We start from the raw sequence: 24,354 nt of genomic DNA, 5'->3' as shown, positions 1-24,354 counted from the left end.
AAAATCGAAATTAAAACTCATTTTTCAAAATTTCTTTTAACCTAACTTTTAAGTCTTCCCCAGCATCAAAAACCATTTGTTCATTAGTTGGGAAGGGTACAAATCTATTGTTGATAAACTGTAGGTCATCACCACTAAGCGCTTCTCTATCCCCACGAAATGTAGCAAAGATATTTTCAAAAATAAATTCTGAAGTAAGCGGGTGATTTTCAATAGTTTGATTTGAAAGTAAATCACGATATGTAACATTTCCGTTAACCAATACACTTTTTTGCTGTGTTGTTACATGCAACAGCGCAGAAACATTTTTATAAACATCAACCTTTATTTTATTACCATCTTCATCGAGAATAAAATTTCCATTGCGATCTTTTTTATATTCCCATCCTTCTTTTATGCGTAGATTTCTTTTTTCATCACGTTCAAAAATACGTTCTGGAGATATGGCAATATTTCTCAAATTTAATACAATCGCGTATGTATAATTTCTTCCATTTTGACGCTCGCTATGAAATTCGGTCCAAAAATTATTTAGCCCATACGTATTAAAATCAAGCAAATCACGCTCCAACCGGTTTGGAATTATTTGATTGGTTTTGTTATTTAAAGAAACAAGTACAAAGTCTGTCCCCAATGAACGAGTTTCATCAAGCAAAGCGTTTACATTTTTATAATTAGGGTGCAATTCATCAATATCACATAACAAATAGTACGATTTTCTGAAATCTTCAATCGTGTTTCTATTTTTTAACTGAAGTGCCTCGTTATACAAATCTGCTACATATGCTTCTTTTGCAGCAATTATTTCATTGCTGTAATCTTTAAATTTGAAAGAAGCATTTCTTCCCAAACTTGAACTATATAAAGGAAGTAAAGGGCGTATTTGAAATTGACGATCCTCTAGTCTTTTATATAAAAAATATATAGATCGTGTTTTATTAGGCTCATTGCTTTTCTGAAGAAAATTTATGCGTCGTGTATCTTCCGAAACTGCTTTTTTATACGCTTCTTCCAGAAGGATGATATGCTCGTCATTTTTTTCGGCATATTTGTCTTTCTGAAGTTTTTTTACGGCAAGGTCAATAGCACGGTCATAATCACCTTCGGCTATAAATTTCTGGTTACGTTTTACGCTACTACAAGCTGATAAAACTAAAACTGCGACGATAGTAAATAAAAAAGCTCTCATAACATTTCAATTTGGTTATGAGAGCTAAAATACAATTGTAATGCCAAACTTAAAATGGATCGGCAGGAAGTATTTTTCCGCTGCAATCTCCAAAGCCAATTCTCACCTTATCATTTTGACAGAATCCTCTTAAAATTACAGTGTCATTATCGTTTATAAACTTACGCTCTGTGCCGTCTTTAAGTTTTAATGGGTTTTGACCTTTCCAAGTCAATTCTAGCATAGAACCAAAGCTATCTTTTGTTGGCCCAGAGATAGTACCACTACCCATCATATCACCACTACGTACGTTACAACCATTTACAGTGTGATGCGCCAATTGTTGCGACATAGACCAATACATGTATTTAAAATTACTGTTGGCAACTATGTTTTCTTCACCATTTTCTGGCTGTATTACAGCTTGTAAATGTATATCAAAGTTCTTTTTAGGTCCTTGCTTCAAATAGGGAAGAGGCTCTGGGTCTTGTTCTGGTCCTTCAGTTCTAAAACCTTCAAGAGCATCAAGTGTTACAATCCAAGGAGAAATGGTAGAAGCAAAACTTTTTCCTAAAAATGGCCCAAGAGGAACATATTCCCAAGCTTGAATATCACGGGCGCTCCAGTCATTAAAAAGTACCAAGCCAAATATATATTCTTCTGCATCTTTTACAGAAATGCGCTTTCCTAAGTCGTTTGCAGCTGTTGTAATAAACGCCATTTCAAGTTCAAAATCTACCAGTTTTGAAGGTCCAAAACCGGGAACTCCATCATCACCTGGTTTTTGTTGACCAATAGGTCTTTTAATAGGTGTACCAGAGGGTATTATTGATGAGCTTCTTCCGTGGTAGCCAATAGGAATACGAAGCCAGTTGGGTAACAATGCATTTTCGGGGTCACGAAATAATGACCCTACATTGGTTGCGTGTTCTTTACTAGCATAAAAATCTGTATAATCACCTACATCAACCGGTAATTGCATTTCAATTTCATCAAGATCAAATAAAATTTGCTCTCTATGTTTTTTGTTATCACGAAGCTCGGTAGAGCTACCTTCTCTAAAAATTTCTGAAATTCTATTTCGTACCAATCGCCACGTTTTTCGGCCATCGGCTATAAAATCGTTTAAAGTATCTTGTAAAAAAATATCATCGGTAAGCTCAATACCTTTAAAATAGCCTAATTGATGCAATGCACCAAGGTCAATTGCTGTGTCTCCTATACGTGTTCCTATAGTTATTACATCATCTCTAGTTAAAAAAACACCAAATGGAATATTTTGTATTGGGAAGTCGCTATTTTCAGGTACTTCCAGCCAAGATTTATGGGATGGATCGTTTGCTTTTAAAGGCATAATCGTTTTTTTGAAATTTGTGAAAAAAAGTTAATCAAATATATAATTTCTGAAGGACTAACCACAACCATTTTGTATTTTTGCTCCCTCAAAACAGTTTTTTATAATTTCCTTAACGGAAACAGATTAAAACAGTTTATTTATCGACTATAAATTACTTTAATCAATCCTTTATTCAAAAGGCTTTTAATAAAAAAAATATGAAAAGAGATACTGAAATATTCAACTTAATTGAAGCTGAAAAAACACGTCAACTTACCGGTCTAGAACTAATCGCTTCTGAAAACTTTGTTAGTGATCAAGTACTAGAAGCTGCGGGTTCTATTTTGACAAATAAATATGCCGAAGGTTATCCCGGAAAACGATATTATGGTGGTTGTGAAGTGGTCGATAAAGTAGAACAGTTGGCAATTGATAGAGCAAAAACACTCTTTAATGCAGAATATGTAAATGTACAACCGCATAGTGGTTCTCAAGCCAACACAGCTGTTTTTGCCGCTTGTATGAAACCTGGCGACACCTTTTTAGGATTTGATTTATCTCACGGAGGACACTTAACACACGGAAGTCCGGTAAACTTTTCAGGAAAATTATACAATCCAGTTTTTTATGGAGTAGATGAAAAAACAGGATTGATAGATTATGATGAAGTAGAAAAAATTGCCGTTGCCGAAAAACCTAAAATGATTATTGCTGGAGCTTCAGCCTATTCTAGAGAGATTGATTATAAGCGTTTTAGAGAAATAGCAGATAAAGTTGGAGCTATTCTGGTAGCAGATATGGCTCATCCAGCCGGACTTATTGCAAAAGGAATTATAGGAGATCCTGTACCACATTGCCATATTTGTACTACTACTACTCATAAAACACTTCGCGGCCCTCGTGGCGGTATGATCATAATGGGGACCGATTTTGAAAATCCGTTTGGTCAAAAATTAAAAAGTGGCAAACTTAAAAAAATGTCTACATTGCTCAACAGTGGAATATTCCCAGGAAATCAAGGCGGACCACTAGAGCACATCATTGCTGCAAAAGCAGTTGCATTTGGCGAAGCCCTTACCGATGAGTTTTTACATTATATGGTGCAAGTAAAAAAGAATGCAGCTATAATGGCAGAAGCATTTATAGATAAGGACTATAAAATAATTAGTGGTGGTACAGATAACCACATGATGTTAATAGATCTTAGAAATAAAAACATTAGTGGAAAAGAAGCTGAAGAGGCTCTTGAAAAAGCAGATATCACCGTAAACAAAAATATGGTTCCCTTTGATGATAAATCACCATTTGTTACTAGCGGAATACGTATAGGAACACCAGCAATCACTACCCGAGGATTGGTAGAAGCAGATATGAAAATCATTGTAGATTTAATTGATGAAGTGATAACTAACTACGAAGATGAGTCTGTTTTACAGAAGGTTTCCAAGAAAGTAAATGATTTAATGGAAGGAAGACCATTATTTAAAAATTAATTACACTGAAAAGTTTATACATATGACATTTCAAAAAACTGTATTGCTATTGTGTTCAATTGTATTGTTTCAATCATGTCAAGAAAAACAAGTTAGTAAAGAAAACAATAAGCTAGAAAAAAGTAGCGAGGTAGATAAATTACCAGGTTTGTGGAAACTTCAAGCTATGGAACAAAAAGATTCACTTGGTAATTGGAACGAGTGGGGCGGAGGTATGCAAGGTTATTTAATGTATGATGGTGATAAAAATATGGCGCTCCACCTGCTTAAAAAAGATTATGAAAAAACATCATTAGAATTTCCAAACTTTACTGATACCATATCTGAAGCAGCTTTAAAGCACTTAACGGGATCATACGTATATATAGGGAATTACAAAATACTATCAGATAAAAATATTGTAGAACACACTCGTTTATCGCATTCCAATCCTGGAGAGTGGGGCAAAGTAGTTCAAAGACGTTTTTCATTTCAAGGTGATACACTTATTGTGCAACCTGTAGAAGATAAAAATGCTAGTCTTCGATTAAAATGGTTAAAAAAGAAATAATTTGCTTTTTATAAACTCCTGATTTTGCTGTGCTTTGTAATTAATTGAAATATAATTTGTTAAAAATTGTATTTATAACTTTTATAGCCCTACATTCGCACTTTATTAATTAATTATTTTTATTACAATGCAAAAAGGCACAGTAAAATTCTTCAACGATTCAAAAGGATTTGGATTCATCACTGAAGAAGGAACAAACAAAGAACACTTTGTACACGTTACAGGATTAATCGATGAAATTCGTGAAGATGACGAAGTGGAATTTGACCTAAAAGAAGGAAAAAAAGGATTGAACGCAGTAAACGTAAGAGTACTATAAATAAATTCATTTTTTAGAAAACAGAAAAGCCGCTCAATTTGAGCGGCTTTTTTTATGTAGTTTTTTAAGATTTATTCCTCTTGTGGAAAAACAGTACTTTCATACGCTCCTGCATCAGGGCTTTGTGTATTTCTATTTGTACCATTTAAATCTATAGGTACTTGTTGTGCGGTTGTGGTATTTCCTATTCCATCAGCTGCTGAAGTACCTGTTTCAATATTAAAATTGTTTATTTCAGTATTTTGAAAAACTGGATCTTCATTAATTACTGAATTAGTATATAAAGCTTGATTACTGAAGTCATACAATGGGTTGTCCTCAAACTCTCCATTAGGATCTTCAAACCGTATTATGCTGTTGCTAAAATTGAAATTAAAAGCTCCTCCGTCATCCTTAAATAAACCTAATTCAAGTCTTTGATCGCCATAAATTATACAGTTGTTAAAAGCGATAGAAAGGTCAAAAGCTGTTGTTCCTGATTGTGTGTTAAGAAAATTATCAATAGATACCGAAGGCGTATCACGAGTAAAATTTACCCAATAATTTGCAAAAGTACAGTGATTAAACTCATACGTTCCACCTAAAGAAGCTGCTAGAGAAGACTCACCACAGTTATTAATAACTACATTCTCACCATACACATTACCCGTTCTAGCCAATAGACCATAACTTGCGTGATTATAAATTTGAACATTCTCTAGTCGAAGGGTTTCATCACCATCATTATTATCCATTAAAAGACCTACCGTTCCGTTTTTGATTGTTGTGTGAGTAAATAGATTATTTGTACTTCCTGAAGTCATCCAGATAGCACCCCATTGTCCAGGAACATTTGCAAAGTCGGGTTCTAATCGATCGCCTTCAAAAATAACTTCATTTTCCAAAGCTTCAGAATCATTACTAGGAGCTCCGTTTGATTGAATAGAGCCATTATTTGCTACAAGAATTCCACTATTTGCGTGAAAATGAACGCGTGCACCAGCTTGAATATTTAATGTTTTTTGAGGCGGTACAGCCGCATACCCGTAAATTACATAAGGTTTTTCATTTGTAAATGTAAGTTCATTATCATCTAGAAAAAAACCTTCAATTAAAATGTCATTCCCTTCATTATCGGTACCTAAATTTAAGGTCTCTACCATTCCATCACCTAATTTTTCAGGAAATAAAAAGACAGCATCTTGTATAAGTGTTACCAATTCAACATTTTGTTGATTACCTCCGGTGTCAAATTGTAGCTGGTCTGTGTAAAGGAAGTTTGTTTCTTCAGAAGGGAGTGTGTTTATATCTGCAGTCGTTTCTATAAATATAAAAATACTGTCTTCTGCCATTATCTGTATGTCTTGAAAAGATTTCCCCGGAATTCCATCAACATTTAAGCGGTAATTTGAAGCTTCACCTCTGGCTAATTGAATGGTAGGAATATTAATATCTTCATCGCTTCGGTTATAGACTTTAAGGTTATATGTGCTAGAACCAATATTGGTAAAAACGGTGTCTAAGTAAACTGTATCTCTTGAAAATTCAAGATTACCAGTACTGGGGACACTATCAAAATCATTGCGACAAGAACTCCATAAAACGAGGCAAGCAAGTATTGCCAATCCATAAACATACTTCATTAACGAGAATTTTCAGTAAAAATATAACTTTTTGTGAACGATAATATTGTTTGGTAAAGAAAGTTGGTAAATATTCTTTTTTAAAAAGGAAAAGATTATAGAATGAAGAGTTTCTGTTTTCTGCATTCTATAATCTTTAAATGGAGAGTTATTATTATTTTTTTCCTTCTTCGTATTTGTTCATATAACGCTTATAAAGTTTGGTTTGATGTGTTTCTAGAGATACATCACGGCCATTAATAAAAGCATGTGTTAAAATGTTGGTACGCATGTCCAGTGCATTTCCTTCTGAAATAAATAAAGTTGCGCTTTTCCCTTTTTCTAAAGTTCCGTACGTAGAATCAATGCCTAAAATCTTGGCAGTATTACCAGTAATTAACTGCAGGGCTTGCTCCTTGTTCATCCCTTGTCCCATTAAGTGACCGGCGTAAAAGGGTAAGTTACGTGTGTTCATACGCTCCATTCTTCCGTTTGCTTGTAATCCTACTAGTAGACCGGCGTCAACCAAAAGTTTTGGTAATTTATAGGGTAAATCATAATCATCATCTTCACGCTCTGGTGTGGTATGGACTCTTCGTACCAAAATAGGTATATTGTTGCTCTTTAAAAAAGCTGTTACTTTATAGGCTTCATAACCGCCTACAATCACAACATTTTTTACTCCTTGTTGTTTTGCAGTGGTTACAGCATCTATAATTTCTTTTTCACCATCTACGTGAATAAATAACTTTTTTGAACCATCAAATAAACCTTTCATCGCTTTAAAAGCTTCATTTTTTGGTTGATTGTCTGTTTGCTTATACGCCTTTGCATTTACTAAAAAGCTAACTACTTGGTCAATATCACTTGGGTAATCTTTATTGGGTTTATACCCTCTTGGTTCTCCTAACCACCATCTGCCACGACGGAAGCTGTTAGGCCAATTCATGTGAATGCCATCATCAACTTTTATCGCTGCATCTTCCCAATTCCAAGCATCAAGCTGGACAACAGATGAGGTTCCTGAAATACGTCCGCCTTGAGGAGTAATTTGAGCTAATAAAACCCCGTTTGGACGCATACTTTCAACAACTTGACTTTCTGCGTTGTAAGCGATTAAACTTCTAATATTAGGAATCATTTCGCCAATTTCATCATCATCAATTGTTGGGCGAACAGCATCAATCTCTCCTAATCCCAATGTAGATACAGGAGCAATAAAACCAGGATATACGTGTTTTCCGGTTGCATCAATCACTTGTCCTTTTGGTGTTACTGTTGACCCAATGTTTGTTATTTTTCCGTCCTCAAAAACAATGGTACAGTTTTCAATAACATCACCATTACCTATATGAGCTGTAGCTCCTTGTATGGTTATGGCTTCAGTTTGTTTTGGTGCGGGAGTTTGTTGCGCAATGCTTATTGAACTACTACATATAGCAACAAGTATAAAAAGTTTATTTAAAAATTTCATAATGACGATTAGTTTATAGTTTCACAATCAAAAATGCGCTTGTCTTTTCCTTTAGGTGGTCTAGTACTACCGCCTCCTTCTTTTTCTGCCAGCATCATTTTTACGAGTTGATTGCGTTCTTGTTTTATTGCTTCACGTTTCTGTTTATCGATTTCAATATCAAAATATGTTATTCCGTCGATTAACGTTTTTTCAGCTCTCGCCTGAATAGATAAAGGGTTGTCACTCCATAAAACCAAATCTGCATCTTTACCTTCTTTAATGCTACCGGTACGATTATCAATGTGTAGTAATTTTGCAGGGTTAATTGTGATCATTTTCCAAGCTTCTTCTTCACTCATACCACCGTATTTAACGCTTTTTGCAGCTTCTTGGTTGAGACGACGGCTCATTTCAGCATCATCACTGTTAATTGCCACCGTTACACCTTGACTATTCATTATTGCAGCGTTGTAAGGTATAGCATCTTTTACTTCATACTTATACGCCCACCAGTCACTAAAGGTAGAACCTCCGGCGCCGTGCTCGTGCATTTTATCTGCTACCTTGTATCCTTCTAAAATATGCGTAAATGTGTTCACTTTAAAACCAAATTCTTCAGCTACTTTCATTAACATATTGATCTCGCTTTGTACATATGAATGACAACTTATAAAGCGTTCGCCATTTAAAATTTCGGCTAATACCTCTAGCTCTTCATCATATCTAACCGGCTGACCACTTTTTTTCTTTGAGTCATACTCTTTAGCTCGGTTAAAATAATTTACATAAACCTGTTCAACACCCATTCTAGTTTGCGGAAAACGATTAAAGCTTTGCCAGTTAGACTGTTTTACGTTTTCTCCCAATGCAAATTTGATGAACTTGGGTGTATTGTCATAAATCATATTATCTGCAGATTCTCCCCATTTTAATTTGATAATGGCAGATCTACCTCCAATTGGGTTTGCTGATCCGTGTAAAATTTGAATAGACGTTACACCACCAGCCAAATCACGATATATTGAAATATCTTCTGGGTCTACAACATCTTCAATGGTAACTTCGGCAGAAGAGTTTTGTCCTGCTTCATTAATTGCAAGAGCCGCAATATGCGAGTGCTCATCAATAATACCGGCAGTTAAATGTTTTCCAGTAGCATCAATCTCTTTTGCGCTACCTGCACGAAGGTTTTTACCTATTTTGGTGATTTTTCCGTCTTTTACAAGTACATCAGTGTTTTCTAAAACACCCGCATCTTCACTCGTCCAAACGGTAGCATTTTTAAATATAACGTCGGTTTCTTTGGGTTTGGTTGTAAACCCATAACCAACATTAGGATAGGTAAGAGGTACTATTTCAGGCTTTTCGTTGTTTTTGTTTTTCTTCTTTTCTGAAGAATTTTCTGCTTTACTTTTTTGTTTTACAGCTGTAAAGTCGGTTTCTTGACCATCTGGAGTGATTAATTTTCCTGAAAAATTATTCCCATCTTTTGGAATAATTCCGGTGGTTCTAAAAACCTCATTTGTTTTTTCATCTTTAAAGGAAAGCGTTACCCAGTTTTCTGAATAATCAATTTTTGAAGGGTAATCAACATCACCAAGTTTAACACTAGACTTAGGTTTTGAAATATCACCTGAAATCTCAACAGCATATGTTTTTCCGGCAGAAGTGATGGTGTAATTTCCGCGAATGTCTTTTTGGTCTTTTGTGTTAATTACATTTTTTGATCCTTGCACCCAGTTTTCATAAAGTGTCGTTTCATCATCAAAAATTTCTCCAGAAGTAATTAAAAAATTAGCTTGACGACCTGGTTTAAGCGATCCAATCTCATTTGATTTACCTAATAATTCCGCAGGAATAGTTGTTAATGATTCAAGTGCTTTAGTTTTGTCAAATCCATAACTGAATGCTTTTTTAAGCTTTCCTGAAAATTCTTTAGGGCTCTTTAATTGGTGTGTTGTAAGAGCAAATGTGATTCCGTTTTCAGAAAGCATCTTAGGATTCATAGGTGCTTGATTCCATTCTCGCATATCTGCCAGAGAGAGATATTTTGCTGCGTATGGATTGCTTACATCGTAAGCGTCTGGAAAGTTGATAGGAATGATAAACTTAGCATTGGTAGCTTTTGTTTCGGCAAGTAATTCATATTCATCACCACCACCAACAATTATATAGTCTACATTAAATTCGTCAGCTATTTTATCTGCGCGTAGGTTATTACTTTTATTTCCGGCTTCAAAAATGGCTATTTTATTCTTGTCATTTAACAATGCTTCTAGTGAGCGGTCTTTGGTTTCTATATTTCCTTTTTCATACCAAGCAGCATCGTGATACATTTGGCGTAATAAAGCCATAGCTCCCATCAATGAAGTAGGATAGCTTTGAAGGCTCGTTACACTTTTATCAAAAGAAAAGTACTGCCCAGAAGCATCGTCAAGAATTCGTTTAGCATCGCTATCTTCATCATTTAATGTAACCAGAACACCATTACCGCGTGCAATACCATCCATTTGTAATGTGTTTACAGTACCAAACCCTAATTTGCGGAGCTCTTTTGCTGTTTTTTTATCATATGAAAAATCATCGATTGCGCTTTGTTCAGGTTTGATGTGATCATTCCAATAAAAGCCTTCACGTGATGGTTTATATTGAGCAGAGCGACCATTTCTACTGGCTTTCTTTGGTTTTTTTATCCCGAAGTTGGTATAAGCGTCAATAAATGATGGGTAAATGAATTTGCCTTTTAAATCAATTACTACTGAATTTTCAGGAATATCAACAGATTTTCCAGAAGCAACTACTTTTCCATTTTGGATAAGCAAGGTTCCGTTTTTAACTTTTTCAGAAGGTGTTACAAATAGTGTAGCATTGGTAAAAGCTGTGTAATTGTTGTTTTTTTCTTTAACTCCATCATTTTTAGGAAAATAATCCTGAGCAAAAATGATTGATGAAAAAAAACAACTCAAGAGGAGCAAGGTAATTTTTTTCATGAACGTTCTATTATTTTAAAAAATTAAGCATTAAAGATATGGGTAGTTGATTTATTTAATGAAACGCAAAATCAATTTTAACAAAGTGTTAAGAAAGTTAAAGTGGTTTATCTTCAAAATAATTAACCACTAGCGCTACCATATAATTATAGCTCATGATACCTTTTGACTGGTTATTTGCTTTGAGAAAATAGTTGTAAAAATGTTTTGAAAATACTTCAAAAGGGTTTTCATAACTTGACCAAAAATCACGCATTTCTTTATAACTAGCCAATATACCCGGATTTATTGTTTCAAGTAATTTATGGTAAGCGTCAATATCTCTGCGAGCCACCTCGTTTACGCAATATCGTAAAGCAAAAATATACCCTGAATATTGAATGAACTCATCTTCATTATGTAATGTTGCCAGTGTTGCAAGAAAGTTGGCTTCATTTTCGGCAGCATAACCTATTTGATGGGCTTGTTCATGACAACTCACTACCGGAAATTTATACGTTTTTATTAAATTATTTACTTGTGCTTCACCCGAAAAAGGATTTAAATAACCACTGTACCCCATATACGTGAGCCCTAAACTCCAACCACTTTTTTTTATGCTCCTTTGAGAATATTTCAACTTCGGAAATTTGTTTTCCAAATTTTTATATCCTTGATCTGAAATTTCAAAAACTTCCTGTTGCGTAAAGGGCAAATCTATTTTTACACTATCAGGATATCCCAACTTTCTATGCATTTCATTTGATTTTGTAATAAAGCGCTCAGTTGTTTTTATAAGTTCTTCAGTTGTATATTTTGCATCAATACCAATGGATTTATGCAATGGTAATCTGTAATAATTAAAACCCCAAAGCATATGAAACATAAAGTAAACTACCGATACAGCTGCTGTAATATCTAGAAAAAAGGAAAGAGGCTCTCTTTTAATTCTTCTGAAATTTACAAACAACCATCGCAACGCTACAAAAGAAATAAGCACATAAAATAAATCACCTACCGAAAAAGGAACCCAACCAAAAAGAAAACGAGAAACTTTTGAAATAAGCGGGTAAATGCCCAAACTATAATATTTTTCAACAAACTCTGGGAAGTTTTTTAAAACCTGTAACGCAATTATTTGAACAAATAGCAGTAGCGTTAAGATAAGTTGCGTTCGTTTTTTTTGCATACGGTAAACATACAAAGTAATTCTTTCTCTTCATAATTTTTAATGCGCCTGCAAAAGCTTAATTTTGTGGTAAATTGGTTTTTTCAGAAATCATTTTTAAAAAAACTATTGTCTAATTAAAAAGCGATTCCTGTCCTTGCAGGAAATGACTATGAACGAAGAAATAAGAAACTTAGAACCAAAACAACTTTGGAACAAATTTGCAGATTTAAACGCTGTGCCAAGACCTTCAAAAAAAGAAGAGCGCGTCATTGCATTTATGAAAGAATTTGGTAAAAAACTTAATCTAGAAACCATTGAAGACGAAGTAGGAAATGTGATTATTCGCAAACCTGCAACCAAAGGAATGGAAGATAGAAAACCTATCGTGATGCAATCACACCTTGATATGGTACATCAAAAAAACAATGATACCAATTTTGATTTTGACACTCAAGGAATTGACATGTACGTAGATGGTGATTGGGTACGAGCAAAAGGAACAACCTTGGGTGCAGATAATGGTTTGGGAGTTGCTACTATTATGGCAATATTAGAGAGCGATACAATTGCTCATCCAGAGTTAGAAGCATTATTTACTATCGATGAAGAAACCGGGATGACCGGAGCAAAAGGACTTAAAGGAGGTCTCTTGCAAGGTGAAATTCTTTTAAACCTTGATACCGAAGAAGACGATGAAATAGGGGTTGGTTGTGCAGGAGGAGTAGATATTACAGCTACAAAAACATATTCTGAAAAGGAAACTCCTTCAAATTCGCAAGCTATGACTATTACAGTTAAAGGCTTACAAGGAGGGCATAGCGGTATGGATATTATCAAAGGATTAGGTAATGCTAATAAGTTTATGAATCGTGTATTGTATGCCACACGTGATTATATACATCTAGCGTCTGTATCTGGCGGTGGTTTGCGTAATGCTATTCCGCGAGAGAGTGTTGCAACAGTTGTTGTAGACTCAAATAAAATGGATGCTTTTACCTCTCAAGTTGAAAACATTGCAGCAAAAATTAAAGAGGAATATAAAAACCTTGAACCAGAACTACATATTTCTACAAAAGAAATTTCAAACACACCAGAAAAAGTAATGGAGTGTGATGATTTTAAAGATTTTGTTCAAGCTATTTATACTGCTCATAATGGTGTGTATAGAATGAGCCCGGAGATTGAAGACTTGGTTGAAACATCAAATAATATTGCAAAAATTGTAGCAGAAAATGGTACGATTGAAGTGTTGTGTTTAACGCGTTCTTCAGTTGAGTCATCAAAAGAAGACTTAGCCAATGCATTAGAATCATCTTTTGAAATGGCAGGATTTAATGTGAAGTTTTCTGGTGAGTATCCCGGTTGGGCTCCTAATATGGAAAGTTCAATTGTAAAACTATTAGATTCTCTTTATCAAGAAATGTTTAATGACCGTGCAGATGTTGCTGCTTGCCACGCCGGATTGGAATGTGGTATTTTAGGGCAAAACTATCCCGAAATGGAAATGATCTCGTTTGGGCCTACCATTCGTGGAGCACACTCACCCGATGAGCGAGCGAGTATTTCTTCAGCTCAAAAATACTGGAGTTTTGTTATGGAAATTTTAAAACGTATTCCGAAGAAATAATTGAACGATACAGTTTAAAAAAAAGCCTCTTGAAAATTCCAAGAGGCTTTTTTGTGTTATAGAAGGTGTTTTGTTATTCTACTATATCTACTAATTCTAATTCAAAAATTAAATCAGCATTACCCGGGATTAATGGTGGATAGCCACGCTGACCGTATCCTAAGTGTGATGGAATAAATACGGTAGCTTTATCACCAACGCTTAATTGCATTAAGCCTTCTCTGAAACCTGGTATTAATCTAGCTTCAGAACTGTATTGCGTTTCTACTGGTTTGTATTGTTGTGCTGCTTTTCTGGCTTCATCAACATTTTCATATTGTTCGGCTACTTCTAGTCTGTTAGAATCAAATAAACGACCATCATCAAAATATCCAGCGTAGCTCATTAAAACTTTAGCGCCTTCTTTGGGTTGTTTGCCTTCTCCTTTTTCATTGTAGTAGATTTTAATTCCGGAAGGAAGTTCTTCAGCTTCTTCACGTAGTTTATCAAAACCTAATGCTTTCTTTTTGGCTACTTTGGCAATGCGTTCTTCTTTCTCTTTTTTCCTTTTTTCGATTTTCTCCATTTGTTCTGTAAAATGAGAAACTTTTGATTTGCCTTTGTTGATAATATTTACTTCTTTCATAAATATGGAATCCTTAGGCTTATCACCAGGCTTAATAGTTTCAACATTTCCTATTGAGTCAACTATTTCTTGACCTTTAACAATTTCACCAAAAATTGTATGGCGTCCATCTAGCCAAGGAGTGGCTTTAAGGGTGATAAAAAACTGGCTACCATTGGTGGCAGGACCTGAATTTGCCATAGCTAAAATACCTTTGCTATCAAACTGTAATGAGTCTACAATTTCATCTGGAAAGCGGTAACCGGGGTTTCCTTGTCCATTACCTTGTGGATCTCCGCCTTGAATCATAAAATCTTTGATTACACGATGAAAGGTTAAACCGTTATAAAACTTTTTACCTTTATAAATAGAATCTACCATACCGTTGGTGCCTTCGGCCAATGATGCGAAGTTAGCAACAGTTAAAGGAGTAGCTTCGTTGTACAATTTTGCAACAAAGGTTCCTTTGTTGGTTATAAACTCAGCATACACGCCATCATTTAAGTCTGGGTATTTGCTTTTACAAGCTACTACTGTAAGAACGATTAATACTAGTAATGTGATTTTTTTCATTGGTATTATTAATTTTCTGGAGTTTGTTTTATTGTTTTGAGTGTCACGGTACTTTTTATAGGAATGTTGGTTCCTAGTTTGTTTTCAATTCCGTAGTATCCATATGCTTTATAAGAAGGAAAAATAAAGGTAACTGTTTCGCCTTCTTGCATGAGTTTAATTCCGTCACGAATACCGGAAATTAATTCTTGATTGGTTTGGTCTACTTTGTACCGTTGCAATCCTACTTCTTCTTCTGAAAGAATAAGCGTACCATTTAATTCTTTTACATTGTAAGTAAATGTAACATCATCACCTATTTTTGGTTTTGGGGCGCTTACTGTGTCTTTAATATTATAATAATACCAAAAACCACTTTCTGAAGCTATATAATCTTGTGTAGTATCGGCTTTAATAATTTTTTCTATTTTTTCCTTTTCATCTGTGTAAAGTGCTTTGTTACGCTCTGCAGATTCTTGAATAAAAGTTCCGGTAGATTGCTGAACGGGTCTGCGAGCCTCAGGACCTTTACATGAAGCAGCAATAGCAAAAAAAGTAAATAAAGCAGCTATTTTACGAAGCATCTGTAAGTTCATTTTTATATTGGGGCAAGATACTAATAAATTCACTAATTGTTTTTGATAACGTTAAGGTACTTCTTCCTCCAGCAGCATTTGTGTGTCCACCACCATTATAGTGTTTGCGAGCCAATGTGTTGACAGAGAATTCACCTTTGCTACGCAATGACATTTTAATAATGTTATCTTGTTTGTTTTCAATAAAAATTACAGCAAATTTTACGCCTTTTAATGAGAGAGCGTAGTTTACAAAACCTTCTGTGTCTCCTTTTTTAAAGTTATGGTGATCCAGCTCTTTTTGAGAAAGTGTAATGTAAGCGGTGTTGTATTCTGGTAAAATGTTCAGATTTTTTAAAGCAACACCTAAAAGTTTCATTCTATCTAGGCTGTTAACATCATAAATGTTTTCATGAACTTCAGAATTGTTTGCACCCATTTCAATTAAATGAGCGATCACTCGATGAGTTGTTGCTGTAGTTGACGGAAACCTGAATGAACCAGTATCTGTCATAATACCTGTATATAATTGAGTAGAAACTTCCATGCATAAAATACTCAACTCATCAAGGGCATCAATAAAATGGTAAACCATTTCGGCGGTAGAACTCATAGAAGTATCACTGTAAGTTGCAACGGCATAATCTTCTGGTGCTTGATGATGATCTATCATAACAAAACGGGCATCAGAATCTTCCAAAAACTGTTGCATGTTGCCAGTTCGGTTTAATGCATTAAAATCTAATGTAAAAATCACACTGGCATTATTAATTGTAGCTATACTTTTGTCAGTGTCTTTATCGTGAATGATTATTTCTTCACATCCCGGTAACCATTTTAAAAAGTCTGGAAAATCATTTGGCATAATGACATTGGTTTTGTGACCTAGTCTTCTTAGAAAAAAAGAAAGACCTAAACAAGAACCAATTGCATCACCATCAGGGTTTTTATGACCTACAATTACAATTTTTTGAGGTGAAGCTAACAGTTTTTTTATTATTTGAGTTGTTTCAGAATTCATATACAGCGAAAATACAATTTAATAACATGTAACTTTTAAAGTTTGTTTATTTTTGAGCTTTAAAGATAAAACTTACAATGAAAAAAACCTTCCTAATCCCATTTCTATTATTAGTAATAAGCTTAACTGCTTGTAAACAAACTAATAGTATCCCTTCTTCTGAAAAACAACTAAACCAAAACCAATTTACGCTGGTTTTTGCGAGTTGCAATGACCAAAACCGTGAGCAACCCTTGTGGAAACCTATAATTAACACCCAACCCGATTTATTTATTTGGGGTGGTGATAATGTATATTCAGACACCGATGATATGCAAAAAATGGCTTCAGATTATAATAAGGTTTGGGCCAATAAAGAATATAAGAAACTAGCAAAAAACACCCCAATTATCGGAACTTGGGATGATCATGATTACGGTAAAAATGATGGCGGAAAAGAATGGCATAAAAAGGAAGAAGCACAACAAGTGTTTTTAGATTTTTTAAAACTAGAAAAGGATAACCCTAGACGTAAGCGTGAAGGTGTTTATCACGCTCAAACTTTTGCTAGTAAAGCAGGAAGTATAAAAGTGATTTTACTTGACACCCGTTATTTTAGAGACTCTTTAAAACGTAATCCAAATCCTAAAAATGATTATGAGCGTTACATTCCTTGGAACGAAGGTGAAGGCGGCAGTATTCTTGGCAGCGAGCAATGGCATTGGTTTGAGAATGAACTAAAAGATGACAGTGCAGATTTTACGGTTATAGTAAGTAGTATTCAGTTTTTAAGTAATCAACACGGCTTTGAAAAATGGGCAAATCACCCTTCTGAAGTTGAAAAAATGTATCAAGCAATACAACATGCAAAAGCAAAAAATATTTTAATTCTAAGTGGTGATCGTCACCACGCAGAAGTTTCAGTAAATCAAGTTACCGGGTTAGATGATCCTTTGGTAGATTTTACAAGTAGCGGTTTAACACACACTTGGCCTGGTACACCAATGGACACAAATCCTTACAGAGTAGGTGAGGGTACAAAAGAGCTTAATTTTGGCGTATTGTATTTTGACTTTGAAAATGAAAAAGTTACTTATCAAATAAGAGGCGAAAACAATATTTTATATCAAGAATTTATTCAACAATATTAAACTATTGTTATTTGCTTGTTTTTGAATTGTATTTAGCTACTTTTGCACAAAATTTTTAAACACCATGAGAACAGATAGAACGTTTACAATGTTAAAGCCAGATAGTGTTGAAAAAGGACACATTGGGGCTATTTTAGAAAAAATTACCGCTTCAGGTTTTAAAATCGTAGCGATGAAGTTAACGCAAATGACCACTTCAGATGCAAAAGAATTTTATGCTATTCACAAAGAACGTCCTTTCTTTGGTGAATTAGTTGAATATATGACACGCGGCCCTATTGTGGCAGCTGTGCTAGAAAAAGATAATGCTGTTGAAGATTTCAGAACGCTAATAGGAGCTACAAACCCTGAAGAAGCTGCAGAAGGAACTATTCGTAAATTGTATGCTGCTTCAATTGGTGAAAATGCAGTTCACGGAAGTGACAGCGACGAAAATGCCGAGATTGAAAGTCAATTCCACTTTGCGGGAAGAGAGATTTTTTAAGTTGGTAACTTTAATTAATTGCAAAAGCCGCTTTTTAAGCGGCTTTTTTAGTTATCGTAAAATAATTTTTTTGACCAAATCTTTTCCTAATTCTTCATTAAGTAACTTGATAATTTTCTCTTTACCATAACTTAATTCCTCCCTTAAAACAGAAGAACTAAGCTGAACATACACAGTTTCGCGTTCCAATTTTATTGCAGTTGTATATCTTGAGATAGCGCTGCCCATAACATTATGCCAAGCTTCTTTTACAGAAACTTTGTCCAAACCTTTTTGTAAGCGATTGGCTTCTATAAACTCTTTTAATACGTCTCCTAGTGTGCTTTCTTCTCGGTTTCTTCTTGACAAAATTATTGTTTTTCTAGTGGTTAATCATTAAAATTAAAGGTACTGAACTTTTTATACTTATATATATTTTTATCCTTGTTAAGTATATGTAAGGTGCTGTCTTTTGCGTACAGAACGGTTTCTTTCCAGTTATCATAAGGCGTACTGTAGTATAAATGTAAACTGTCTTCTTCAATTTTTGTAGTAAACGTTTCTGTATTTTCTGAAACCTTAAAGGTACCGTCTAGTTGTGGTTGTGCTTTTTTTCTTATTCCAACCGTATCTTCTATTTGAATGTAATCAATAGTAGTACTAATGCTATAATTTTTTTCTTCCCCGTTAGGAAACTCAACAGATTTGATTTCCCAATACCCTGAAAGGTTTTTTAATTGTTCTTCAGGGCTTTGTTGTTTGCAAGAAACTACTAGTGTACTAACTATAAGTATTAAAAATATTCTATTCATTATTTCTGAAATTTTACTAAAGTGCAAACATTTTATAGGTTTGATGCACTTTCTTTATAACAGCTTCTGTTCGGTCTGCGTGGGTGTCACTAATGAATAATTGACCAAAATTTTCATCATCAACCAGTTTGATAATGTGCTCTACACGCTGCTCGTCTAGTTTATCAAATATATCATCTAGTAACAGTATTGGGTTTACGTTACTCTGTGCTTTTATAAAATCAAATTGGGCAAGTTTTAAAGCTATTAAATATGATTTTTGTTGTCCTTGTGAACCAAACTTCTTAATAGGATGATCATCAATCTCAAACTGTAAATCATCTTTGTGCGTGCCAAAATTTGTGTATTGTGTAATTTTATCTTTTGTTATGTTTTCTTTTAATAATGTAGCGAGGTCGTTGTTTTTAAGTTGGCTTTTGTACGATAACCCAACAGATTCGTTACCGCTGCTTATAGATTGATACCTTCTTAAAAAGATAGGAGTAAATTCTTCTAAAAAATAAGTTCGTTTTCCGTAAATCAAGGTTCCAAACTCATGCAGTTGCTCATTATATATAGACAGTGTATCTTGATTAAAGGTATTGTTTGCAGCAAAATATTTTAAAAGTGAGTTGCGCTGAGCCAATGTTTTGTTATACTTTAATAATGTATTCAAATACTGCGAATCACCCTGAGAAATTACACCGTCCATAAACTTTCGGCGAGTACTGCTACCTTCTATAATTAAATCGCGGTCTGCCGGCGAAATAATTACCAATGGTAAAAAACCAATATGGTCACTTAACTTTTCATAGATTTTACCATTGCGTTTTATTATCTTTTTCTGTCCTTGTTTTGCGCTTACTATAATTTTTTCCGGACGACTATTTTTCTCGTAATTTCCTTCAACCACAAAAAAATCTGCGTCGTGTTTTATGTTTTGACTCGTTATTGGGTTAAAATAGCTTTTTCCGAAGGAAAGATGATAAATTGCATCCAAAACATTTGTTTTTCCTACCCCATTATGACCTGTAAAACAGTTGATTTTGGGGTCCATTTCAAAACTAATGGCGTCAAAGTTTTTATAATTTAACAGTGAAAGCGATTCTAAAACCATATATATGAGTGTGTTGCGTATTGTGAGGTTGTTTGAGCAATCTGTAACAAAATTCTGAAAAAATGGTCACAAAATATTATAAAATACTAAATAAATTCTCTTTTAAATTCCATTAAAAATTTTATTTTTGCCCATCATTAAACCAAGACTATGGCAACGTACAAAAAACGTGGATATAAACCTAAGAACAAGGCTGAAAAGCAAGAAGCAATTGAAGAACAAAGCACAACGGCAGAAGTATTTAGCTCGTTAGACCAAGGTGCATCAAGAACTGAAGCTTGGGTAGAAAAAAATCAAAACTACATTTTAGGTATTGTAGGAGCAATCGCAATTTGTGTATTGGGTTACCTTGCGTATCAACAATTTATTCAAAAGCCTAAAGAGATTGAAGCTATGAATGAAATGTATCAAGCACAATCTTATTATGAAATGGCTCTTGCTGCTGAAACTAAAGATTCACTTTACAATTTAGCGCTTAACGGTGGTGAAGGAAAGTACGGTTTTATTGATATTATTGATAACTACGGAAGTACAGATGCCGGAAACCTTGCAAACTATTATGCAGGTATGGCATTCTTAAACACACAAAAATATCAAGAAGCTATTGATCATCTTGATGCTTTTAAAAGTGATGATGCAATGTTAGCTCCAATTGCAAAAGGATCTATTGGTGATGCCTTTGTACAGTTAGAACAAAATGATGAAGCCTTAAAATATTATGAAGAAGCGGCTACAATGCGAGATAATGAATTTACCACGCCACGTTTTTTACTAAAAGCCGGAATAACGGCCCTAGAACTTGGGAAACGCGATGTAGCTTTAAAACATTTTGAAAAAATAACAGCAGAGTATCCAAACGCTCAAGAAGCTAAAAAAGCAGACCTTTATGTAGGTCAGGCCGAAGCAATGCAATAGTATGGCAACAGAAAATAAAAATTTATCAAATTACGATAAAGCAACAATCCCAAACGCGAAAGACTTTCGGTTTGGGATTGTTGTTTCAGAATGGAACGATGATATAACCGAAGGGCTTTTTCAAGGAGCTTTTGATGCAATTATTGATTGCGGCGGAATTAAAGAAAACATCGTTAGATGGAATGTTCCCGGAAGTTTTGAGCTAATATACGGCTGCAAAAAAATGCAACAAAGCTATGATATGCTTGATGCAGTCATCGCAATTGGGAGTGTAATTCAAGGAGAGACCAAACATTTTGATTTTGTTTGTGATGGTGTTACTCAAGGCATTAAAGATTTGAATATTCAAAGTGATATACCTGTTATTTTTTGTGTTTTAACAGACAATACCAAGCAACAATCTCTAGACAGAAGCGGCGGTAAACACGGTAATAAAGGTACAGAAGCAGCCATTGCAGCTATTAAAATGGCACAACTTCGGAAGGACGCTCATTTTTAAAAACCTAAAATTTTAACCTAGCTTCGGAACGGTTCTTGTTTGTGCAAAAGAAACCACTGCAAATAACTTCAAAAACTGCAGTATTTTAAGTACATTTGAAACACAAGAATTATGGGAATTTTAAAATCACGAAGCAACAAGAAATTTGATTACAGTCCGCGTTATTACAAGAACGACGGAGAAGGAAGTCCATACAGTATTAAACATAAATTTGATGAACATAGAACTACCATTGGCGGTAATTCGGGATTAAAGTCAAAATTTAAAACTGCTTGGGAAGAACTTCGACAATCAAAAGACCGTCGTGCAAACCGAACAATCATTCTTATTGCCGCTATTTTAATCCTTATTTTCCTTTATATCATCGATTTTGATTTGTCAATATTCTATCAAAGCTAATGACCGACATCATTCAACTTTTACCAGATCACGTAGCCAATCAAATAGCAGCGGGAGAGGTGGTGCAACGCCCTGCTTCTGTGGTAAAAGAGTTGTTGGAAAATGCAATTGATGCACAATCAACTTCTATAAAATTAGTTGTAAAAGACGCTGGTAAAACACTTATTCAAGTAATTGATGACGGTATTGGAATGAGCACCACAGATGCGCGCCTTTGTTTTGAAAGGCATGCAACTTCCAAAATTAAATCTGCTGATGATCTTTTTAATTTACACACCAAAGGTTTTCGTGGCGAAGCATTAGCTTCTATTGCTGCCATTGCTCACGTTGATATGAAAACCAAAACAGTAGATGCTGAAATAGGTACAAAAATTACTATTGAAGGCAGCGAAGTTACAGAACAAGAGCCGGCGGTAGTTGCAAAAGGAACCACAATTTCAGTAAAAAATCTTTTTTATAATATACCGGCAAGACGCAATTTTCTAAAAAGTAATACTGTAGAAACTCGTCATATTATTGATGAATTTCATCGCGTAGCCTTAGCACATCCACAGATAGAATTTTCAATGATTCACAACGGGAGTGATGTTTTTAAGCTTCCTATATCAAATAATAGGCAACGAATTGTAAATATCTTTGGAAGCAAAATGAATGAAAAACTCGTTCCTGTTTCTGAAGAAACTGAAATACTAAAAGTTGAAGGCTTTGTTATAAAACCAGAATTTGCCAAAAAGAGCAGAGGAGAACAGTTTTTCTTTGTCAATAATCGATTTATCAAAAGTGCTTACTTGCACCACGCTGTTAATGCAGCTTTTGAAGGGTTATTGAAAGAAGGCGCTCACCCAGGTTATTTTCTGTTTTTAGATGTTGATACAAAAAGTATTGATATTAACATTCACCCTACCAAAACCGAAATAAAATTTGATGATGAACATGCTATTTATGCTATGTTACGTGCTACCATTAAGCATAGTTTAGGTCAGTTTAGCATTGCACCGGTTTTAGATTTTAATAAAGATACGGGTTTTGATACTCCGTATGAATACAGCAAAAAGCAACCTACTGCTCCAACAATTGAAGTGGATAAAAGTTTCAATCCGTTTCAAGATGAGCCAAAACAGAAAAATATCACCTTTCCTTTTAAACGAGAGGAAAAAAAGTCAACAGCTTCTTGGCAATCTTTATATACAGGCCTCGAGTCTGAATCTACAATCGTTGATCAAACAGAAAGTATTGAATTTGAAAGTGAAGAAGTAACAGGAACTCTTTTTGAGAATGATCAAGAAGAAAATTTACGCGTAACATTTCAACTTCAGAATAAATATATCATCAGTCCAATTAAAAGTGGAATGCTAGTAATTCATCAAAACCTAGCACACCAGCGTATCTTGTATGAAGAATTATTAAAAAACATTACCGTTCAAGAAGCAGTAAGCCAACAGTTATTGTTTCCGTTGCAGCTATCGTTTTCAAATCCGGATGTTGTATTGATTGAAGATTTGAAAGAACAACTAGAACATACCGGTTTTGTTTTTTCTCAAATAAAGGACGGTACAGTAGAGATTAGTGGAATTCCGGTTTCTATTTCAGAAAGTCAAGTAGAAACAGTTTTATCACAACTGGTCACCGATATTAAAGAAGAAGTGCCGGATGCCGGCTTTAGCCAAAACGATTTGTTGGCAAAGAGTATGGCAAAGAGTATGGCTGTAAAAACAGGGACAGCTTTAAAGCAAGAAACACAATTGCATCTAGTACATCAACTTTTTGCTTGTAAAGAACCAAGTGTTTCACCCGGAAATAGACCGGTTTTGATTACACTAGATGCTAATGACTTTGATAAAAAATTTATGTAAATGGGAAGAATAACTGAAACGGTTAAGGTTTTAATCATAATCAATGTAATTTTCTTTTTGGGTTCCTTAATGATAGGTGATGTAGCATATAGGTTATTTTCGCTTTACTATTTTGAGCATCCCAACTTTCAAATTTGGCAACCTATCACACATATGTTTATGCACAGTGATAAAAACTTTATGCATATTTTGTTTAATATGTATGGTTTGTGGGCATTTGGGTCGCCGCTAGAAATGCGTTGGGGACGCAAAAAGTTTTTGTTTTTCTACTTCTCTGCAGGCTTTGGAGCCGCATTGATTCACACTTTGGTTAATTATTATCAAGTACATAGTGTTTATGATTCTTTACTAGCCGGCGGTTGGAGCCAAAACGATATTATGAACTTTGTAATATCTGGTGAAGGCGGAAGTAGATCAATTTTAGATTCTGTTTCTCAAGAAACTCTTAACTCATTATATAATAATTTTAATACTCCTGCCGTTGGTGCATCTGGAGCTATTTATGGAATATTGGTAGCGTTTGGGTTAATGTTCCCAAATATAGAATTGATGCTTATATTTTTACCCATTCCTATAAAAGCAAAATATTTTATACCGTTGATTATTTTGGGAGATTTGTTCTTCGGAATAACCGGTTCACCATTTGGTATTGCACATTGGGCACATATTGGAGGTGCAATTTTTGGCTTTATTATGGCGTATTACTGGAAAAAAAATAGCTTTGATTCACACCGGTGGAATTAAA

General features: G+C 34.6%; 23 protein-coding genes. 11 read left to right on the top strand and 12 right to left on the bottom strand.

Annotated elements, in window-relative coordinates; translation table 11 throughout:
- Nucleotides 1–10: 10 nt before the first annotated feature.
- The gene (locus tag INR76_RS13685) at nt 11–1,189 is read right to left on the bottom strand and encodes a hypothetical protein (protein WP_223108513.1); all 1,179 of its coding nucleotides are present in this window, start codon (nt 1,187–1,189) and stop codon (nt 11–13) included.
- Nucleotides 1,190–1,238: 49 nt separating this feature from the next.
- A complete protein-coding gene (gene fahA, locus INR76_RS13680; protein WP_223108512.1) occupies nt 1,239–2,522 on the bottom strand; it encodes a fumarylacetoacetase in 1,284 nt (427 codons plus the stop codon).
- Between the two features lie 200 nt (nt 2,523–2,722).
- Here fahA and glyA point away from each other — a divergent pair, with 200 nt between their 5' ends.
- The 3 genes from glyA to INR76_RS13665 all read left to right on the top strand — a co-directional run bounded on the left by glyA (nt 2,723) and on the right by INR76_RS13665 (nt 4,866).
- Entirely contained in the window at nt 2,723–3,997 is a 1,275-nt protein-coding gene (glyA, locus tag INR76_RS13675) for a serine hydroxymethyltransferase (protein ID WP_223108511.1), read from the top strand.
- A gap of 22 nt (nt 3,998–4,019) precedes the next feature.
- Nucleotides 4,020–4,547 carry a lipocalin-like domain-containing protein gene (locus INR76_RS13670; RefSeq protein ID WP_223108510.1) on the top strand — a complete coding sequence of 176 codons (528 nt, stop codon included), beginning with the start codon at nt 4,020–4,022 and terminating at the stop codon, nt 4,545–4,547.
- Nucleotides 4,548–4,674: 127 nt separating this feature from the next.
- Nucleotides 4,675–4,866 (top strand): cold-shock protein, encoded by a 192-nt coding sequence (locus tag INR76_RS13665; protein ID WP_223108509.1) that lies wholly within the window; start codon nt 4,675–4,677, stop codon nt 4,864–4,866.
- Between the two features lie 71 nt (nt 4,867–4,937).
- Here INR76_RS13665 and INR76_RS13660 read toward each other — a convergent pair whose 3' ends face one another.
- The 4 genes from INR76_RS13660 to INR76_RS13645 form a co-directional block, all read right to left on the bottom strand.
- Complete coding sequence (locus INR76_RS13660; protein WP_223108508.1) at nt 4,938–6,488, bottom strand: hypothetical protein; 1,551 nt, start codon at nt 6,486–6,488, stop codon at nt 4,938–4,940.
- A gap of 154 nt (nt 6,489–6,642) precedes the next feature.
- Nucleotides 6,643–7,941 (bottom strand): amidohydrolase family protein, encoded by a 1,299-nt coding sequence (locus tag INR76_RS13655; protein ID WP_223108507.1) that lies wholly within the window; start codon nt 7,939–7,941, stop codon nt 6,643–6,645.
- An 8-nt stretch (nt 7,942–7,949) separates the two neighbouring features.
- On the bottom strand, nt 7,950–10,913 hold the full coding sequence (locus INR76_RS13650; RefSeq protein ID WP_223108506.1) for an amidohydrolase family protein: 2,964 nt from the start codon (nt 10,911–10,913) through the stop codon (nt 7,950–7,952).
- Between the two features lie 97 nt (nt 10,914–11,010).
- Nucleotides 11,011–12,081 (bottom strand): DUF3810 domain-containing protein, encoded by a 1,071-nt coding sequence (locus INR76_RS13645; protein WP_223108505.1) that lies wholly within the window; start codon nt 12,079–12,081, stop codon nt 11,011–11,013.
- Between the two features lie 151 nt (nt 12,082–12,232).
- On the opposite strand from INR76_RS13645, the gene INR76_RS13640 reads away from it, so the two are divergent.
- Nucleotides 12,233–13,690 carry an aminoacyl-histidine dipeptidase gene (locus INR76_RS13640; RefSeq protein WP_223108504.1) on the top strand — a complete coding sequence of 486 codons (1,458 nt, stop codon included), beginning with the start codon at nt 12,233–12,235 and terminating at the stop codon, nt 13,688–13,690.
- A gap of 73 nt (nt 13,691–13,763) precedes the next feature.
- Here INR76_RS13640 and INR76_RS13635 read toward each other — a convergent pair whose 3' ends face one another.
- From INR76_RS13635 to INR76_RS13625, 3 genes are read right to left on the bottom strand one after another with little or no spacing between them, the layout of a single operon-like run.
- The gene (locus INR76_RS13635; protein WP_223108503.1) at nt 13,764–14,867 is read right to left on the bottom strand and encodes a peptidylprolyl isomerase; all 1,104 of its coding nucleotides are present in this window, start codon (nt 14,865–14,867) and stop codon (nt 13,764–13,766) included.
- An 8-nt stretch (nt 14,868–14,875) separates the two neighbouring features.
- Nucleotides 14,876–15,430 carry a gliding motility-associated peptidyl-prolyl isomerase GldI gene (gene gldI, locus INR76_RS13630; protein ID WP_223108502.1) on the bottom strand — a complete coding sequence of 185 codons (555 nt, stop codon included), beginning with the start codon at nt 15,428–15,430 and terminating at the stop codon, nt 14,876–14,878.
- On the bottom strand, nt 15,420–16,442 hold the full coding sequence (locus INR76_RS13625) for a bifunctional oligoribonuclease/PAP phosphatase NrnA (protein WP_223108501.1): 1,023 nt from the start codon (nt 16,440–16,442) through the stop codon (nt 15,420–15,422). The genes gldI and INR76_RS13625 overlap by 11 nt, the downstream gene beginning before the upstream one ends.
- A 77-nt stretch (nt 16,443–16,519) precedes the next feature.
- Here INR76_RS13625 and INR76_RS13620 point away from each other — a divergent pair, with 77 nt between their 5' ends.
- Nucleotides 16,520–17,572: an alkaline phosphatase D family protein gene (locus INR76_RS13620; RefSeq protein ID WP_223108500.1), complete on the top strand. Its 1,053-nt coding sequence runs from the start codon at nt 16,520–16,522 to the stop codon at nt 17,570–17,572.
- Between the two features lie 64 nt (nt 17,573–17,636).
- Nucleotides 17,637–18,056, top strand: a complete 420-nt coding sequence (locus tag INR76_RS13615; protein ID WP_223108499.1) for a nucleoside-diphosphate kinase — start codon at nt 17,637–17,639, stop codon at nt 18,054–18,056.
- Between the two features lie 51 nt (nt 18,057–18,107).
- On the opposite strand, the gene INR76_RS13610 is transcribed toward INR76_RS13615, so the two are convergent.
- Genes INR76_RS13610 through INR76_RS13600 form a run of 3 tightly spaced genes read right to left on the bottom strand, consistent with a single transcriptional unit; the run spans nt 18,108 to nt 19,943 of the window.
- The gene (locus INR76_RS13610; RefSeq protein WP_223108498.1) at nt 18,108–18,404 is read right to left on the bottom strand and encodes a DUF721 domain-containing protein; all 297 of its coding nucleotides are present in this window, start codon (nt 18,402–18,404) and stop codon (nt 18,108–18,110) included.
- Nucleotides 18,405–18,424: 20 nt separating this feature from the next.
- On the bottom strand, nt 18,425–18,847 hold the full coding sequence (locus INR76_RS13605; RefSeq protein WP_223108497.1) for a lipocalin family protein: 423 nt from the start codon (nt 18,845–18,847) through the stop codon (nt 18,425–18,427).
- A 16-nt stretch (nt 18,848–18,863) separates the two neighbouring features.
- Nucleotides 18,864–19,943: a DNA replication/repair protein RecF gene (locus tag INR76_RS13600; RefSeq protein WP_223108496.1), complete on the bottom strand. Its 1,080-nt coding sequence runs from the start codon at nt 19,941–19,943 to the stop codon at nt 18,864–18,866.
- Nucleotides 19,944–20,093: 150 nt separating this feature from the next.
- Here INR76_RS13600 and INR76_RS13595 point away from each other — a divergent pair, with 150 nt between their 5' ends.
- The 5 genes from INR76_RS13595 to INR76_RS13575 all read left to right on the top strand — a co-directional run bounded on the left by INR76_RS13595 (nt 20,094) and on the right by INR76_RS13575 (nt 24,353).
- Nucleotides 20,094–20,858, top strand: a complete 765-nt coding sequence (locus tag INR76_RS13595) for a tetratricopeptide repeat protein (RefSeq protein WP_223108495.1) — start codon at nt 20,094–20,096, stop codon at nt 20,856–20,858.
- Between the two features lies 1 nt (nt 20,859).
- Nucleotides 20,860–21,357, top strand: a complete 498-nt coding sequence (gene ribH, locus INR76_RS13590) for a 6,7-dimethyl-8-ribityllumazine synthase (RefSeq protein ID WP_223108494.1) — start codon at nt 20,860–20,862, stop codon at nt 21,355–21,357.
- 111 nt (nt 21,358–21,468) lie between these two features.
- Complete coding sequence (locus INR76_RS13585; RefSeq protein ID WP_223108493.1) at nt 21,469–21,756, top strand: riboflavin synthase subunit beta; 288 nt, start codon at nt 21,469–21,471, stop codon at nt 21,754–21,756.
- Nucleotides 21,756–23,609: a DNA mismatch repair endonuclease MutL gene (mutL, locus tag INR76_RS13580; RefSeq protein ID WP_223108492.1), complete on the top strand. Its 1,854-nt coding sequence runs from the start codon at nt 21,756–21,758 to the stop codon at nt 23,607–23,609. The genes INR76_RS13585 and mutL overlap by 1 nt, the downstream gene beginning before the upstream one ends.
- Nucleotides 23,610–24,353, top strand: a complete 744-nt coding sequence (locus INR76_RS13575; protein WP_223108491.1) for a rhomboid family intramembrane serine protease — start codon at nt 23,610–23,612, stop codon at nt 24,351–24,353.
- Nucleotide 24,354 lies beyond the last annotated feature (1 nt).

Origin of the sequence: Marixanthomonas sp. SCSIO 43207 (assembly GCF_019904255.1) — a bacterium.
Lineage (GTDB): Bacteria > Bacteroidota > Bacteroidia > Flavobacteriales > Flavobacteriaceae > Marixanthomonas.
The sequence above is the reverse complement of the archived record's forward strand: the minus strand, read 5'-3'. Positions and strand labels throughout refer to the sequence as shown.

Coding starts and splice junctions, on each gene's coding strand:
- gldI (WP_223108502.1), bottom strand. CDS start 15,430: ATGCTTCGTAAAATAGCTGCTTTATTTACTTTTTTTGCTATTGCTGCT.
- INR76_RS13660 (WP_223108508.1), bottom strand. CDS start 6,488: ATGAAGTATGTTTATGGATTGGCAATACTTGCTTGCCTCGTTTTATGG.
- INR76_RS13640 (WP_223108504.1), top strand. CDS start 12,233: ATGAACGAAGAAATAAGAAACTTAGAACCAAAACAACTTTGGAACAAA.
- INR76_RS13655 (WP_223108507.1), bottom strand. CDS start 7,941: ATGAAATTTTTAAATAAACTTTTTATACTTGTTGCTATATGTAGTAGT.
- ribH (WP_223108494.1), top strand. CDS start 20,860: ATGGCAACAGAAAATAAAAATTTATCAAATTACGATAAAGCAACAATC.
- INR76_RS13585 (WP_223108493.1), top strand. CDS start 21,469: ATGGGAATTTTAAAATCACGAAGCAACAAGAAATTTGATTACAGTCCG.
- fahA (WP_223108512.1), bottom strand. CDS start 2,522: ATGCCTTTAAAAGCAAACGATCCATCCCATAAATCTTGGCTGGAAGTA.
- INR76_RS13685 (WP_223108513.1), bottom strand. CDS start 1,189: ATGAGAGCTTTTTTATTTACTATCGTCGCAGTTTTAGTTTTATCAGCT.
- mutL (WP_223108492.1), top strand. CDS start 21,756: ATGACCGACATCATTCAACTTTTACCAGATCACGTAGCCAATCAAATA.
- INR76_RS13645 (WP_223108505.1), bottom strand. CDS start 12,081: ATGCAAAAAAAACGAACGCAACTTATCTTAACGCTACTGCTATTTGTT.
- INR76_RS13595 (WP_223108495.1), top strand. CDS start 20,094: ATGGCAACGTACAAAAAACGTGGATATAAACCTAAGAACAAGGCTGAA.
- INR76_RS13635 (WP_223108503.1), bottom strand. CDS start 14,867: ATGAAAAAAATCACATTACTAGTATTAATCGTTCTTACAGTAGTAGCT.
- INR76_RS13600 (WP_223108496.1), bottom strand. CDS start 19,943: ATGGTTTTAGAATCGCTTTCACTGTTAAATTATAAAAACTTTGACGCC.
- INR76_RS13605 (WP_223108497.1), bottom strand. CDS start 18,847: ATGAATAGAATATTTTTAATACTTATAGTTAGTACACTAGTAGTTTCT.
- INR76_RS13650 (WP_223108506.1), bottom strand. CDS start 10,913: ATGAAAAAAATTACCTTGCTCCTCTTGAGTTGTTTTTTTTCATCAATC.
- INR76_RS13625 (WP_223108501.1), bottom strand. CDS start 16,442: ATGAATTCTGAAACAACTCAAATAATAAAAAAACTGTTAGCTTCACCT.
- INR76_RS13665 (WP_223108509.1), top strand. CDS start 4,675: ATGCAAAAAGGCACAGTAAAATTCTTCAACGATTCAAAAGGATTTGGA.
- INR76_RS13620 (WP_223108500.1), top strand. CDS start 16,520: ATGAAAAAAACCTTCCTAATCCCATTTCTATTATTAGTAATAAGCTTA.
- INR76_RS13575 (WP_223108491.1), top strand. CDS start 23,610: ATGGGAAGAATAACTGAAACGGTTAAGGTTTTAATCATAATCAATGTA.
- INR76_RS13670 (WP_223108510.1), top strand. CDS start 4,020: ATGACATTTCAAAAAACTGTATTGCTATTGTGTTCAATTGTATTGTTT.
- glyA (WP_223108511.1), top strand. CDS start 2,723: ATGAAAAGAGATACTGAAATATTCAACTTAATTGAAGCTGAAAAAACA.
- INR76_RS13615 (WP_223108499.1), top strand. CDS start 17,637: ATGAGAACAGATAGAACGTTTACAATGTTAAAGCCAGATAGTGTTGAA.